Here is a 14,073-nt window from a genome sequence, read left to right as displayed (position 1 = left end):
TGGCGCTGACGGCGGTGGCTGACCTCGGCACCCGTGCGATGCTGGTGCACATGATCCTGGAGGACCTGGTACGGCTGCGGCGCGCCCGGGACGTGATGGACCGCGACTATGCGCAACCGTTGAACGTTCCTGCGCTGGCCGCCGTCGCCCTCATGTCGCCCGGACACTTCTCCCGCAGCTTCCGGGCCGCCTACGGGGAGACGCCCTACAGCTATCTGATGACCCGCCGTGTGGAGCGGGCGAAGGCGCTGCTGCGGCGCGGGGACCTGAGCGTGACGGAGGTCTGTTTCGCGGTCGGATGTACCTCGCTGGGATCGTTCAGCTCGCGCTTCACCGAGTTGGTCGGTGAGACCCCGAGTGCTTACCGGGCCCGCCGCCACGAGGCGGGCGCCGCAATCCCGGCATGTGTCGCCAAGGTCCTCACCCGGCCGGTCAGGAACGGTGAACCGGTCAGGATCGAAGAAGCGGAATCGGCCGCCGCGTCGTAGCGTCGACGGCATGGACATCAAGCTCTCACAGTGCTTCATCGCAGTCGACGATCATGACAAGGCGCTCGCTTTCTACCGTGACGCCCTCGGCCTGGAAGTACGCAACGACGTCGGGTTCGAGGGGATGCGGTGGGTCACCGTCGGCGCGCCCTCGCAGCCGGATGTGGAGATCGTCCTCGAACCGCCGCTCGCCGACCCCAACGCCTCGCCTGCCGATCGGCAGGCTATGGCGGAACTGCTGGCCAAGGGCATGCTGCGCGGCGTGATCTTCTCCACGGACGACTGTGACGCCACCTTCGAGCAGATCAGGGCCGCCGGCGGCGAGGTGTTGCAGGAGCCGATCGACCAGCCGTACGGCGTCCGCGACTGCGCCTTCCGCGACCCGGCGGGCAACATGCTGCGTTTCACCGAGCGCCGTAAGAAGTGAGGCTAGGGGAGCCCTCGGGCGGGCATCGGCCGCAGGCGGCGGGGTGCTGGGCTCCGGGGCGGCGCGGTCGGTCGGTACCGCCGGGGGCTGCGCTGATCACGGGCGCTCGTTGCCGGCTGCCGGGGGCGGTGTACCCCGTTCGTCCCGGTGGCCGGCACGAAGGAGTCCGGTAGGGGTGGGGCGGGCGGCCCGAGCGGTTGCTTGCGCCGCTCGCCCTGCCATGGGTCGGGACGCGCAACGTTCTGCTGGGGCAGGACGGGGCCGCCGTGGTCCTCGTACCGCTTCTGGCCGGCGAACTCCCGGCCAGTGGCCGCCACCAGCACCGCACGATCAAGCGGCCGGCGTTCTCCCGGCCGGGGCCGCGCTGATAATGCCGGTAGTGCTGGCGCGCTGACGTACTGGTGTGCTGGCGTACTGGTGTGCTGGTGTGCTGGTAGGGCCGACCGACACCATGCAGAACCAGATGTAAGGCTCGACGCCGATCAGATCGAGCCAGGCGACGTCGACGGAGACCGCGAAGACGGCTCCGCCCCACAGATGGAGAGACGATGAGCAAGGCCAAGCGGACGGATACGCAGTCGCCTGCGCAGCACGTGGCCGACAACCACGATCTGATCCGCGTGCACGGCGCGCGAGTGAACAACCTCAAGGACGTCAGCATCGAGATCCCCAAGCGCCGGCTGACGGTGTTCACCGGGGTCTCCGGCTCGGGCAAGAGCTCGCTGGTGTTCGGCACGATCGCCGCGGAGTCACAGCGGCTGATCAACGAGACGTACAGCACCTTCGTACAGGGCTTCATGCCGACCACGGCACGGCCCGAAGTCGACGTGCTCGACGGGCTGACGACCGCGATCATCGTCGACCAGCAGCGGATGGGCTCGGACCCGCGCTCCACGGTCGGCACCGCGACCGACGCCAACGCCATGCTCCGCATCCTCTTCAGCCGACTCGGCACACCCCACATCGGCTCGCCCAGCGCCTACGCGTTCAATGTCGCCTCGGTGCGGGCGAGCGGTGCGATCACCGTCGAACGGGGTGCCAGGAAGACGGTGAAGGCGACCTTCAACCGCACCGGCGGCATGTGTCCGCGCTGCGAGGGCCGCGGCTCGGTCTCCGACATCGACCTCACCCAGCTCTACGACGACTCCAAGTCGATCGCCGAAGGCGCGTTTACCATCCCCGGCTGGAAGTCGGACAACGTGTGGACCGTCGGGGTCTATGCCCAGTCGGGGTTCCTCGACCCGGACAAGCCGATCCGCCGGTTCACCAAGAAGGAGATGCAGGACTTCCTCTATCGCGAACCGACGAAGGTGAAGGTCAACGGGGTCAACCTCACCTACGAGGGGCTGATCCCCAAGATCCAGAAGTCCTTCCTCTCCAAGGACCGGGAGGCGATGCAGCCTCACATCAGGGAGTTCGTGGACCGGGCGGTCACCTTCACCACCTGCCCCGAGTGCGACGGCACCCGGCTCAGCGAGGCCGCCCGATCGTCGAAGATCAAGAGGGTCAGCATCGCGGACGCCTGCGCGATGGAGATCAGGGACCTGGCCGAATGGATCCGCGGCCTCGACGAACCCTCGGTGGCACCGCTGCTCACCGCGCTTCAGCAGACCCTCGACTCATTCGTGGAGATCGGTCTCGGCTATCTCGCGCTCGACCGGGCATCGGGCACGCTGTCCGGCGGCGAGGCACAGCGCGTCAAAATGATCCGTCACCTCGGCTCGTCGCTCACGGATGTCACCTATGTCTTCGACGAGCCCACCATCGGTCTGCATCCGCACGACATCCAGCGGATGAACGACCTGCTGCTGCGACTGCGGGACAAGGGCAACACGGTCCTCGTCGTGGAGCACAAGCCGGAGACGATCGCGATCGCCGACCACGTCGTCGACCTCGGCCCAGGCGCGGGCACGGCGGGCGGAACCGTCTGTTTCGAGGGCAGCGTCGACGGGCTGCGGGCCGGTGGCACCATCACCGGGCGCCACTTCGACGACCGGGCCTCGCTCAAGGAGACCGTGCGCAAGGCCACCGGGGCACTGGAGGTCCGGGGTGCGACGACGCACAACCTGCGCGACATCGATGTCGACATCCCGCTCGGAGTGCTCACCGTCATCACCGGAGTCGCAGGCTCCGGTAAGAGCTCGCTCGTGCATGGGTCCCTGCCCCAGCAGGCGGGAGTGACCGGCGAGAGCGTGATCTCGGTCGACCAGAGCCCGATCCGCGGCTCACGACGCAGCAATCCGGCGACGTACACCGGGCTGCTCGACCCGATCCGCAAGGCGTTCGCGAAGGTCAACGGAGTGAAGCCGGCGCTGTTCAGCGCCAATTCCGAGGGCGCCTGCCCCAACTGCAACGGTGCCGGCGTCATCTACACCGATCTGGCGATGATGGCCGGCGTCGCCACCGTCTGCGAGGAGTGCGAGGGGAAGCGGTTCCAGGCATCGGTCCTGGAGTACCACCTCGGCGGGCGCGACATCAGCGAGGTGCTGGCGATGCCGGTGGCCGAGGCCGAGGAGTTCTTCGGTGCGGGCGAGGCGAGCACACCAGCCGCGCACAAGATCCTCGACCGGCTCGTCGATGTCGGGCTCGGCTATCTGAGCCTCGGCCAGCCGCTCACGACCCTGTCCGGCGGGGAGAGGCAACGGCTCAAGCTGGCCACGCATCTGGGGAACAAGGCGGGCGACCGTCTCGTCTACGTGCTCGATGAGCCGACCACCGGCCTGCACCTCGCCGATGTCGAGCAGTTGCTCGGGCTGTTGGACCGGCTCGTCGACTCGGGCAAGTCGGTCATCGTCGTCGAACACCACCAGGCGGTCATGGCGCACGCGGACTGGATCATCGACCTCGGCCCCGGTGCCGGACACGACGGCGGCCGGATCGTCTTCGAGGGCACACCGGCGGACCTCGTCGCCGACCGCTCCACCCTCACCGCCGAGCATCTGGCAGCGTACGTCGGCGCCTGATCCGACCACTGCTCCAGCCCGCTCGCCCGCCTCCTGGTGCCCTATCGCTCAGGGCCGGCCACCGGATGGTTTCCGGTGGCCGGCCCTGAGCGATGCTCGGCTGTCCTAGTCGACGAGGGCACCCCCTCGTCAGCGCTGCGGTTCAGCGCTGCGGAGTTACTTCTCCGTCACCCCGGCCGTGTCAAAGGTGGCGACCTCGTGCATGGCGCGGGCGGCGCTCTGCACCACCGGCAGGGCCAGGAGCGCCCCGGTGCCTTCGCCCAGTCGGAGATCGAGATCGACCAGGGGGCGCAGACCCAGCTTGTTGAGCGCGGCCACATGGCCCGGCTCGGCGCTGCGGTGACCCGCGATACAGGCGGCCAGTGCCTCGGGGGCGATCGCCCGGGCGAGCAGGGCTGCCGCTCCCGCGGACACTCCGTCCAGGAGGACCGGGGTGCGCAGGGACGCACCACCGAGGATCAGTCCGACGAGGGCCGCGTGCTCCAGTCCGCCGACGGCCGCGAGCACACCGATCGGATCGGCCGGGTCGGGGGCGTGGAGCTCCAGGGCGCGCCGAACGACATCGACCTTGCGGGCATGCATCTCATCGTTGATGCCGGTGCCACGGCCGGTGATCTCCGCCGGGTCAAGACCCGTGTACACACAGATCAGCGCCGCCGAGACCGTGGTGTTGGCGATGCCCATCTCGCCGGTGAGCAATGCCTTGTTGCCGGCTGCGACGAGGTCACGCGCCGTTTCAATGCCGACCTCGATGGCGGCGAGCACCTCGTCACGGGTCATCGCGGGACCGGCGGTGAAGTCGGCGGTGCCCGCGCGGACCTTGCGGGGCAGCAGTCCGGGAGTGGTGGGCAGTTCGGAGACAACTCCGACGTCGATGACGCAGACCTCGGCGCCGACCTGGTTGGCGAAGGCGTTGCAGACCGCGCCTCCGCCGAGGAAGTTGGCCACCATCTGGGCGGTGACCTCCTGCGGCCAGGCCGTGACGCCCTGCGCGTGCACCCCGTGGTCACCGGCGAAAACAGCGACGGCAGCGGGCTCGGGGATGGGCGGCGGGCACATCCGGGAGAGTCCGCTCAACTGGGCGGAGATGATCTCCAACATGCCCAGGGCACCCGCGGGCTTGGTCATCCGCTTCTGGCGCTCCCACGCCTCGCCGAGCGCCTTGGCGTCCAGGGGACGGATGTTGGTGACGGTCTCCTGGAGGAGGCCGTGCGGCTCCTCGCCGGGCAGGGCGCGACGTCCGTACGTCTCCTCGTGGACGACCCAGGACAGCGGTCGGCGCTGGGACCAGCCCGACTGCATCAACTCGGGCTCCTCGGGGAACTCGTCGACGTATCCGACGCACAGGTAGGCCACGACCTCCAGGTGTTCGGGCAGTCCGAGGGTGCGCACCATCTCGCGCTCGTCGAAGAAGCTGACCCAGCCCACGCCCAAGCCCTCGGCCCGGGCGGCGAGCCAGAGGTTCTCCACGGCGAGCGCGGAGGAGTACGGAGCCATCTGGGGTTGGCTGTGACGGCCCAGGGTGTGCCGACCGCCCCGGGTCGGGTCCGCGGTGACGACGATGTTGACGGGGGTTTCGAGGATGGCCTCTATCTTCAGTTCCTTGAACTGCTTGGCCCGCCCCTTGGGCAGCGACTTGGCGTAGGTGTCGCGCTGGCGCTCCGCGAGTTCGTGCATGGTGCCACGGGTCTCGGCCGAGCGGATCACCACGAAGTCCCACGGCTGCGAGTGACCGACGCTGGGCGCGGTGTGGGCGGCCTCAAGGACCCGGATGAGGACCTCGTGCGGGATGGGGTCGCTGCGAAAGCCGTTGCGGATATCGCGGCGGTCGCGCATCACGCGGAGGACGGCCTCTCGCTCAGCGTCGTCGTACGCCGGTGCGGGAGGGCTCTTGGGCTCTTCGGCCGTCGGCGCGTCGACGGTCTCGGACTGCGCTGCACCTGCTGGCTCCACAGTGTTTGCCGGCTCTGCTGGCTCTACTGCCTCTGCAGCGGGTTGTACGTCGGCGGCAGCCGTCTCGTGCGCCGCGAGCTCCTGTGCCTCCGGGCTCGGCTCGGCCTCAGCGGCGGGCTGCGCTGGAAGGGGCGCCTGCACCGCGGCTTCGACCTCGGCGGGCTCCACCACTGCCGCTTCGGGCTCCCCGGCCAGCGTCTCTTCCTGCGGTACGGAGGTGGCTTCGGCGCTGGCCTCCGGGTCGACCGCGGCGTGCTCTGCGTGTTCAACGGATGCAACGGATTCAACGGATACCGGCTGCGGGGCGGCTTCGGACACGGTGGCGGATGCAGGCTCGGACGCTGGGACCGGTGCCTCGACTACGGCCTGTGTCTCGGCTGCGGTCTCTGTCTCGGCCTCGGCCTCGGCGGATTGAGCCGGGGCGGGCGCCGTTTCCGGAGTCTCGGCGGGGGCGGCTTCCGTCGCGGTGCCGGCCTCTTCGGCGGTGGCCGCGGCGGGCTCGACCTCGCCCTCAGACTCCGCCGACGGTACGGACGCTGGCGCGGGCTCGGGCTCTGCGTCAGGCGCCGGCTGGGCGAGGGGCGCGGAGTCCGTTGCGACTGCCGCCGGGGTTGCGGCATCCGGTGCTTCCGCGGGCTCGGACGCGGCCACCGTGGCGGGAGCCACAGCAGCGGTGGTGTCCGTACCCGCCGTAAGTTCCTGTGCTGTGGGTTCCTGTGCTGTGGGTTCCTGTGTCGTGGAGCTCTCGACCGGCTGCGGAGCCGGGGCGGACTGCTCGTCCGGCTCGGGCTGCTCGACCTGCGCAGTCTCCTCGACGGGTGCCGTCTGCTCGGCCGACTCGGTGGGCGCGGCGGACTCGGGCTGGGGCGTGCCGGCTTCGGCGGCAGCACCTTCGGCCCCGGGCTGTGCGGACTGCGCGGCTTCGGGCTCGGCCGCAAGCTCGGATTGCCCGGCCTCGGGTTGCCCAGCCTCGGGTTGCCCGGCCTCGACCGGGGTGACGTCAGCCTGCGAGCCATCAGCCTGCTCGACGGGCACGGTCTCCTGCACCTCGTCAGTCACGGGCTGTGCCTCGTCCGCCGCGGCCCCGGAGGGGGCATCGGCGTCGGGGGCTTCCTGAACCGGGCGGACGACCGTTTCTGCTGCCACGGCCGCAACCGGCTGGGGCTGCGGGGGCTGAGGGTCCCACGGCGCCCCTGCCTGCGGCGGGATCTCCCCGAGTTGCGGACCGGGCAGGCCCGGTCCGTCCAGGTACTCGGGACCGGCGGTGGGCGCCGGAACGGTGAGGTTCTGCACGGTCAGCGGGTGCGGAGGCGTCTCGGCCGGCCCTCGGTCGGCGAGTGAGCGAACCACCCCGGCCGAGGAGTCCGCGGCCAGCGGAGGTCCCATGTGCAGCGGGCGCGGCGCGGTCGGCGGGGTGAGACCGGACGCCACGGGCGCCGACTGGACCGGAGCGCTCGCTTCGGAGGTCTCGGGGGATGGCGCGGAGCCGCCGGGTACCGCTCCGGCCGCGGGCAGCGCACCTTCCGACTGCGCGCCCTGCTCCGCGGCGTGCTGTATGCCCGGTAGCGGAGCGACCGAGTCCGGAGCGCCAAGGTCCATCGGACCGCTCGGGGCCTGCACGGCTTGTTCCGGCTGTGCCGGACCTTCGGCGGCGGGCGCAGCGCTCGGTTCCGGTGTCGGTTCGGGGGCGCCCAGATCCATCGGCGCGGCGAACTCCGGTCCTGTCGGCGAGGCGCCGCCCGGCTGGTCGCCGGCTACGGGCCCGGCCTGCGCGGAGGCATGGCCCACCCCGCGGACCTGGACCTGAAGTTGCGGCGGGATCGGCGGCGCCGGCGTGTACTGCTCGGGCACCTGCGGTGCGGGGGCCTGCTGGGCCAGTGCGACGGCAGGCCCGGCCGGGGCCGTCTGCATGGCGTGCGCCGGCTGCTGAAGCGTTTGGGACGGGTCACTCCACGCGCCCTGGGCACCTGGCATCAGCAGCAGATCGTCTTCCTCGGGAGCGTGCTCGGAGGGGTCCAGGAAGGTGTACGCACCAGGACCGGGGCTACCCGGCTGCTGCTCCACCACGCCTGCGTTCTCCGGCAGTCCCTCACCTGGGATCTGGCCGGTGTCAGTCATGCGTACCCCTCGCCCATCGATTGTGATCCTTCGCCCGTAGCCCGGACGCCCGATCTCGGCACACGTGACGCCCGCCAACAAGAACGAGCGCGTGCGTCACGCGGCACGATCGCCTACCGGACTCCCAGTATTCTCGCGGCCGTTCGCCACCATGGCACTCACATCCCGCCACGGTCGGCTGTGGGTTGCGCCACGTTGCGCCTCCCCGGTCCACGACGTACCACATACCGGAGTCAAAGCGGCACTGCTTTTCCGGTGTTCCTGGACATTGTCGATGAAGCGACTAAACGCCCAGGGCGCGGTACAACGGTCGGTCAGCCTACCTGGCGACCTCTCCCACCGGGGTCACGGGGCGCGGTCGGGCGCCCTGCCCGAGAGCAGGAAGACGACGGTCCGCTCGCGCTCCTCCCAGTCGCCCGGGTCGAGTCGGACGGATTGCAGCAGGGCGCACTCGACGGTGTACCCGCCGGCGCTGAGCGCGGCGCCGATGGCCTCCGCCTCGTCGCGGGTGAAGGCGTGGGCGACGATGCGTTCGGGGCGGCGGTCGGCGCAGGCGGAGACCACGGCCGCTCCCCCGCCGCCCACCCGTACGACATCCGGTTCGGGCAGCCGCTCCAGCACATGCGGGGCCCGGCCGTGCACCACCTGGAGTTGGACGGCGGCACGCCGGCCGGCGGCGTCGGTGCGGGCGCAGGCGTCCGCTTCGGCGTCGACGGCGATCACCGCGGCCCCCAGCCGAGCGGCGTCGACGGCGAAGGCCCCGGACCCGGATCCGACGTCCCAGACGAGGTCGCCGACCCGGGGGCCGATGCGGGCCAGTTGGAGGGCGCGCACCTCCTCGGACTCCCCTTCGGCCCGTGACAGCGCGTCTTCGAGGGCGCTCCCTCCCCTGCCCCCGTCGGCGGCGGCGCGCGGGGGCAGCTCTCCCCCATAGGAGTCGGTGGGCAGCGCCCAGCCGCGCACCCCGACCGGGTGTCCGGCCTCCCGACCGGCGATCCAGGCAGCCGTCGGCGCGGGACGGACTCCGGAACCGCCGATGACGATCACGACATTGGGGTCCCGCCACACATGGTCGGCGGCCTTGTCTGAGGTGAGCACGCTCACCTGCTCGCGGTCGGTGCCCAGTTCCTCGCAGATGACGAAGGTGCGGTGGACGCCTTCGAGAAGCAGGGCCAACTCACTGGGGCCCGCCCCCGGAGACGTCAGCACGGCGACCTTGGGGTGGACTCGGCAGACATTGACCGCACGGCGGAGGGTACGGGGGTGGGCGACGACAATCTGGGCGTCGTCCCAGGGCATTCCGGCCCGGGCGAAGGCGGTGGCGACGGAGGACACCGCGGGCACGACCTCGACCTCCAGGCCGTGCTCGGGTGCGCGCAGGGTGCGGACGACGCCGAAGAAGCCCGGGTCGCCGTCGGCGAGCACCACGGCGGTGCCGCGGTGGCCCGCGATCCGGCGGGCGGCCAGGTCGATGCTGCCCAGGCGGATGCGTTCGGCCCCGGGCGGCACTTCGGGCAGCGCGAGATGGTGTGCTGCACCGGCGACCAGGGTGGCGGCGGTCAGCGCGGAGGTGGCCGTGGCGGTGAGGGGCGAGCCGTCCCAACCGATCACCGTGACACGGTCGGCCATCTCATGAGCTCCTGGTGTCGTCGCAGGTGGTGGTCGCCCCTGAGCTGCGCGGGTGCGCGGGTGCAGAGTGACAGTACCTGGCTCGGGCACGGGCGGGACCGGCTCAACTGCCGGCGCCCTGGAGCACGGCCGATGCACGGCTGGGTTCCGCCCTTGTGCGGGCTCGGCAACCGGGTCGTCGAATCCCGACCACCCCGGCGCGAGCGCTGCGGAGGAGCGGACGGATCAGTGCGCGCCCTGGTCGGCGCGGAGGCTTGCGGAACACCCGCCGCCCGACGGCCCGGTCACGCCAGAGCTGGACTGGACTGGACCAGGCAGGTCAGGACCGGGCTGGACTGGAACTGGACTGGGCCGGGTTGGGTTGGCCGGGCGGTCAGTTCAACTCGTTGAAGGACGCATAGCCGAATTGCGCCATCTGGTCCGTGCCGCCTTCGAGGTCCTCGGGCAGCAGGCTCCAGACGATGAGGTCGGTGCGCATGTCCATCCAGTCGCCGTCGTCCCGCTGGGCCCGGGCTATCCAGGCGTTGCGCAGCACTCCTTCGCTGATGCCGCCGACCTTCTGGGCGACCTGTTGGGAGGCGGTGTTGTCGGCCGGGGTGCGCAGTTCCATCCGTTCGAACTTCTGGTCCCGGAAGAGCCATTTGGCGACGGCCAGCACGGACTCGGTGGCGTATCCCTCGCCGCGGGCCCAGGGAGCCGTGACATAGGAGATCTCGGTGGCGAGGGTGTGCCAGTTGGTGTTGCGGAGGCGAATCGTGCCCACGAGCCTCTGGGTGAGGAACTCGGTGACCGCGAGCGCGATGCCATCGCCGCGCGTGCGCTGTGCAGGAGCGATCCTGCGGACCCAGTCGCGGGCGTCGTCACCCGTGTACGGGAGGGGTGCCGATGTCCAGGCCGCCACGAGTTCGTCGTTCATCATCTCGGTGTACGCGGGAATGTCGGCCTCCTCGAAGGGGCGCAGCACCAGTCGCTCCGTGCTGATGGACACGTCCGGAAAGGTGGTAGTCATGCGCCGCTCCGTAGCCAGGGGCCTGCTGGGTCCGGGTACCAGAACCAGGGGTCTGCCGAAGTGCCAAGGATGCAGCATGGACACGCCGGGCCGCACCACAGGGTGCCGCTCGTGGCCGTGAGTCCGGCCGTGGAGCCGCGTACCCCCAAGTGAGGGACGCTGTCGGTCCGTTCGATGTGGGCTCACATCGGCCCGCGGATTTTCCGGCCGGGGCGCCGGGCGTGAGTGTGGGCGTGGACGTCATGGGTCAGGGCCGTGGTGTACGGAGCCGCCATCGGTCTGACCGAGCGCTACCTGAGCGGGTTCGGCACGAACTGTTCGGTACAAGCTTCGGCCACTGACCCGTCCATCGGGAAAAGGCCGGCGGCCCCCGTCCGTACGTTCACGACGTACGGACGGGGGCCGCGGGGTACAGCGGAGGCGACGGGCCGTGCCGCTTAGAACGCGGGTATGACCGAGCCGTCGTACTCGTCCTGGATGAACTTCTTCACCTCGGGCGAGTTCAGCAGCTTGACGAGCTTGACCACCTGCGGGTCCTTCTCGTTGCCTTCCTTGACTGCGAGGAAGTTGCCGTAGGGGTTGCCCTCCGCGGCTTCGAGGACGAGCGAGTCGTCCTTGGGGCTGAGCTTCGCCTCGACCGCGTAGTTGCCGTTGATCACGGCGGCGTCCACGTCATCGAGCGAGCGCGGCACCTGGGCCGCCTCCAACTCCTTGAACTGGAACTTCTTCGGGTTCTCTGCGATGTCCTTGGGCGTTGCGTCGTTGCCGGCGCCCGCCTTCAGCTTGATCAGGCCGTTCTGGTCGAGGAGCTTGAGCGCACGGGCCTCGTTGGTGGTGTCGTTGGGCAGTGCCACGGTCGCGCCGTCCTTGAGGTCCGTGAGCTTCTCGACCTTGTTGGAGTAGAGGCCGAGCGGCTCCAGGTGGACCGTGACGACGGGCGCGATCGTGGTCTTGTTCTTCTTGTTGAAGTCGTCGAGGTAGGGCTTGTGCTGGAAGAAGTTGGCACCCACCTCACCGCTCTGGGTCGCCGTGTTGGGCGTCACGTAGTCGGTGAACTCCTTGACCTCCAGCTTGAGGTCGGCGTCGGCGGCCAGGTTGTCCTTGACGAAGTCGAGGATCTGGGCGTGCGGGACGGCGCTGGCGGCGACGACGAGCGTGCCGCCCGGCGACGCGGACTTGGCTTCGGAGTCGGAGCCGCAGGCGGAGAGTCCGAGGGTGAGGGCTCCGACAGCGAGGACAGCGGTGGTGATCTTGGCGGTGTTACGCACGAAAAGTGCCTTTCTCCATGGGTGGTGCGGTGGTACGACCCCGAGGGGGTCATCGGGGGGCTAGAGGGTCTTGTCGGGCCGGGGTGCGACCTTGGTGACGACGACCGGGGTGATCTGACCGACGGGGGCGGTGGCGTCGTGGCGCAGCAGCCGTAGCCGGGGTGCGGAGGAACTGCGTCCGCGGCGGTGCAGACCACGGGCCGCGTAGTCGCCTGCGAACTGGATGAGGGAGATGACCACGGCGAGGATCGCCACCGTGATCCACATCAGTTCCGTCTCGAAGCGCTGGTAGCCGTAGCGGACGGCGATGTCCCCGAGCCCGCCCGCACCGACCGTGCCCGCCATGGCGGAGTAGCCGATGAGGGCGACGACCGTGGTCGTGGCGCTGGAGATCAGCGACGGCAACGACTCGGGAACGAGGACCTTGCGGACGACGGTCCAGGTGCTGCCGCCCATCGACTGGACGGCCTCCACGAGTCCGTGGTCCACCTCGCGGACGGACGTTTCCACCAGTCGGGCGAAGAACGGGATGGCGCCGATGGCCAGGGGGACGATCGCGCCCTCACGGCCGATGGTGGTTCCGGTGATCGCCTTGGTGAAGGGCATCAGCGCGACCATGAGCACGATGAAGGGCATCGAGCGGGTGACGTTGGCGATCTGGCCGATGACCTTGTTGGCGAACGCGTTGCCGAGGAGTCCGCCACGGTCGGTGAGGACCAGGACGATACCGAGCGGCAGCCCGACGACGACCGCGATCACGGTGGACCAGCCGACCATGTAGAGGGTGTCCCAACAGGCGTCCACCAGCAGTGGCTGCATCTCGGACCAGGTCACTTGGCACCTTCCTTGAGCGCGTCGAGGCGGTCGGAGCCTCGGGCGGGCTCGGCGATCTCGACCTGGAGCCCCTGCTCCCGCAGGAATCCGATCGGTACGACGTTCTCCTCGAACCGGCCGGGCAACTCGATGCGCATCCGGCCGACCTGTCGGCCGCCGACGGTGTCCATCGCCGCACCGAGGATCGAGATGTCGATGTTGTAGGTGCGCGAGAGCTGTGAGATCACCGGGCGGGTGGCCGCGTCACCGTGGAAGGTGACGTCGACGACGGTGCGATCGGGTCCGGATGCGTCTCCCGCGACGGGGAAGAGTGCGGCGGCGAGCTGCGAGCCGGGCGTCGCAAGCAGTCCGCTGACCGTGCCCGACTCCACGATGCGTCCGTTCTCCATCAGCGCGGCCGAGTCGCAGACCGTCTTGACGACGTCCATCTCATGCGTGATGAGCAGGACGGTCAGCCCCAGGCGCCGGTTGAGGTCGCGCAGGAGATGCAGGATGGAACGGGTCGTCTCGGGGTCGAGTGCACTGGTGGCCTCGTCCGAGAGCAGTACGTCGGGGTCGCCGGCGAGGGCCCTGGCGATGCCGACGCGCTGTTTCTGCCCACCGGAGAGCTGGCTCGGATAGGACTTGGCCTTGTCCGCGAGGCCCACCAGATCGAGGAGTTCGAGCGCCTTGCTGGCGCGTTCCCGCCGGGAGAGGCCGAGGATCTCCAACGGCAGTTCGACGTTGTCGCGGACCGACCGGGACGAGACCAGGTTGAAGTGCTGGAAGACCATGCCGATGCGGCTGCGGGCAGTGCGTAGTTCCTTGCCCGCCCGTGGTCCGCGGCCGGCGAGTGCGGTGAGGTCCCGTCCGTTCACCGTCACGGTGCCGGCCGTGGGGCGCTCCAGCAGATTGACGCAGCGGATGAGGGAGGACTTTCCGGCGCCGCTCTGGCCGATGACGCCGTACACCTCGCCTTCCTCGACGTGCAGGTCGACGCCGTCCAGGGCGGTGACCTCGCGTCCTCGCGAGCGGTAGACCTTGGTGAGGCCCGTGGTGGTGATCACTGGGATGTCCATCACTGTCGAGTGCACGGCACGCGGGCGCGCCGGCACGGGGCGTTCGTCTTCGGGTGGGATGTCTTCAGAACGCGGCACGGTCTTCTTCCGGGGCGCGCTCGGCGGCTCCGGGGCGTGAAGGGGTCAGTGCGTGCGTGGTGGCAGCGGCGATCCGATCAGGCGAACGGACGGCTGCGCGATCTCACTTCGGGGCGCGAGGCAAAGCGGGGGCCCTCAGAAGGCGCACATTCGACACAGACAACGAGCACCGGGCGTCGGGGGCGCCTCGGTCGCAAGGGTGCGGCTGCTCGTCGTGGTCATGTCGGCCAGTAAACCAGATGGTTCCA

9 protein-coding genes are annotated in these 14,073 nt (G+C 69.9%); 3 read left to right on the top strand and 6 right to left on the bottom strand.

What is annotated here, in order from left to right:
* Nucleotides 1-50 precede the first annotated feature (50 nt).
* From ACFXJL_RS23785 to ACFXJL_RS23775, 3 genes are all read left to right on the top strand, one after another.
* On the top strand, nt 51-488 hold the full coding sequence (locus tag ACFXJL_RS23785) for a helix-turn-helix transcriptional regulator (RefSeq protein ID WP_358882126.1): 438 nt from the start codon (nt 51-53) through the stop codon (nt 486-488).
* A gap of 10 nt (nt 489-498) precedes the next feature.
* On the top strand, nt 499-915 hold the full coding sequence (locus ACFXJL_RS23780; RefSeq protein WP_384695451.1) for a VOC family protein: 417 nt from the start codon (nt 499-501) through the stop codon (nt 913-915).
* 548 nt (nt 916-1,463) lie between these two features.
* Complete coding sequence (locus tag ACFXJL_RS23775; protein ID WP_384695448.1) at nt 1,464-3,878, top strand: excinuclease ABC subunit UvrA; 2,415 nt, start codon at nt 1,464-1,466, stop codon at nt 3,876-3,878.
* Between the two features lie 156 nt (nt 3,879-4,034).
* Here the strand turns inward: ACFXJL_RS23775 and cobT are convergent, their stop codons facing one another.
* The 6 genes from cobT to ACFXJL_RS23745 all read right to left on the bottom strand — a co-directional run bounded on the left by cobT (nt 4,035) and on the right by ACFXJL_RS23745 (nt 13,747).
* Nucleotides 4,035-7,949: a nicotinate-nucleotide--dimethylbenzimidazole phosphoribosyltransferase gene (gene cobT / locus ACFXJL_RS23770; protein WP_384695445.1), complete on the bottom strand. Its 3,915-nt coding sequence runs from the start codon at nt 7,947-7,949 to the stop codon at nt 4,035-4,037.
* A gap of 345 nt (nt 7,950-8,294) precedes the next feature.
* Nucleotides 8,295-9,578, bottom strand: coding sequence for a precorrin-6y C5,15-methyltransferase (decarboxylating) subunit CbiE (gene cbiE, locus ACFXJL_RS23765; RefSeq protein WP_384695442.1), 1,284 nt, complete (start codon nt 9,576-9,578; stop codon nt 8,295-8,297).
* A gap of 373 nt (nt 9,579-9,951) precedes the next feature.
* Nucleotides 9,952-10,587, bottom strand: a complete 636-nt coding sequence (locus tag ACFXJL_RS23760) for a GNAT family N-acetyltransferase (RefSeq protein WP_329016062.1) — start codon at nt 10,585-10,587, stop codon at nt 9,952-9,954.
* 437 nt (nt 10,588-11,024) lie between these two features.
* Nucleotides 11,025-11,855 (bottom strand): MetQ/NlpA family ABC transporter substrate-binding protein, encoded by an 831-nt coding sequence (locus tag ACFXJL_RS23755; protein ID WP_384695439.1) that lies wholly within the window; start codon nt 11,853-11,855, stop codon nt 11,025-11,027.
* Nucleotides 11,856-11,915: 60 nt separating this feature from the next.
* Nucleotides 11,916-12,689 (bottom strand): methionine ABC transporter permease, encoded by a 774-nt coding sequence (locus ACFXJL_RS23750; protein WP_358882107.1) that lies wholly within the window; start codon nt 12,687-12,689, stop codon nt 11,916-11,918.
* On the bottom strand, nt 12,686-13,747 hold the full coding sequence (locus ACFXJL_RS23745) for an ATP-binding cassette domain-containing protein (RefSeq protein ID WP_358882106.1): 1,062 nt from the start codon (nt 13,745-13,747) through the stop codon (nt 12,686-12,688). Before ACFXJL_RS23745 ends, ACFXJL_RS23750 begins: the two co-directional genes overlap by 4 nt.
* Nucleotides 13,748-14,073: the final 326 nt, after the last annotated feature.

The organism is Streptomyces sp. NPDC059256 (genome assembly GCF_042753785.1).
Lineage (GTDB): Bacteria > Actinomycetota > Actinomycetes > Streptomycetales > Streptomycetaceae > Streptomyces.
The sequence above is the reverse complement of the archived record's forward strand: the minus strand, read 5'-3'. Positions and strand labels throughout refer to the sequence as shown.

What these genes read in the sequence shown, in the direction of transcription:
- cbiE (WP_384695442.1), bottom strand. Translation starts at nt 9,578, where the DNA reads ATGGCCGACCGTGTCACGGTGATCGGTTGGGACGGCTCGCCCCTCACC.
- cobT (WP_384695445.1), bottom strand. Translation starts at nt 7,949, where the DNA reads ATGACTGACACCGGCCAGATCCCAGGTGAGGGACTGCCGGAGAACGCA.
- ACFXJL_RS23745 (WP_358882106.1), bottom strand. Translation starts at nt 13,747, where the DNA reads ATGGACATCCCAGTGATCACCACCACGGGCCTCACCAAGGTCTACCGC.
- ACFXJL_RS23775 (WP_384695448.1), top strand. Translation starts at nt 1,464, where the DNA reads ATGAGCAAGGCCAAGCGGACGGATACGCAGTCGCCTGCGCAGCACGTG.
- ACFXJL_RS23785 (WP_358882126.1), top strand. Translation starts at nt 51, where the DNA reads ATGATCCTGGAGGACCTGGTACGGCTGCGGCGCGCCCGGGACGTGATG.
- ACFXJL_RS23780 (WP_384695451.1), top strand. Translation starts at nt 499, where the DNA reads ATGGACATCAAGCTCTCACAGTGCTTCATCGCAGTCGACGATCATGAC.
- ACFXJL_RS23760 (WP_329016062.1), bottom strand. Translation starts at nt 10,587, where the DNA reads ATGACTACCACCTTTCCGGACGTGTCCATCAGCACGGAGCGACTGGTG.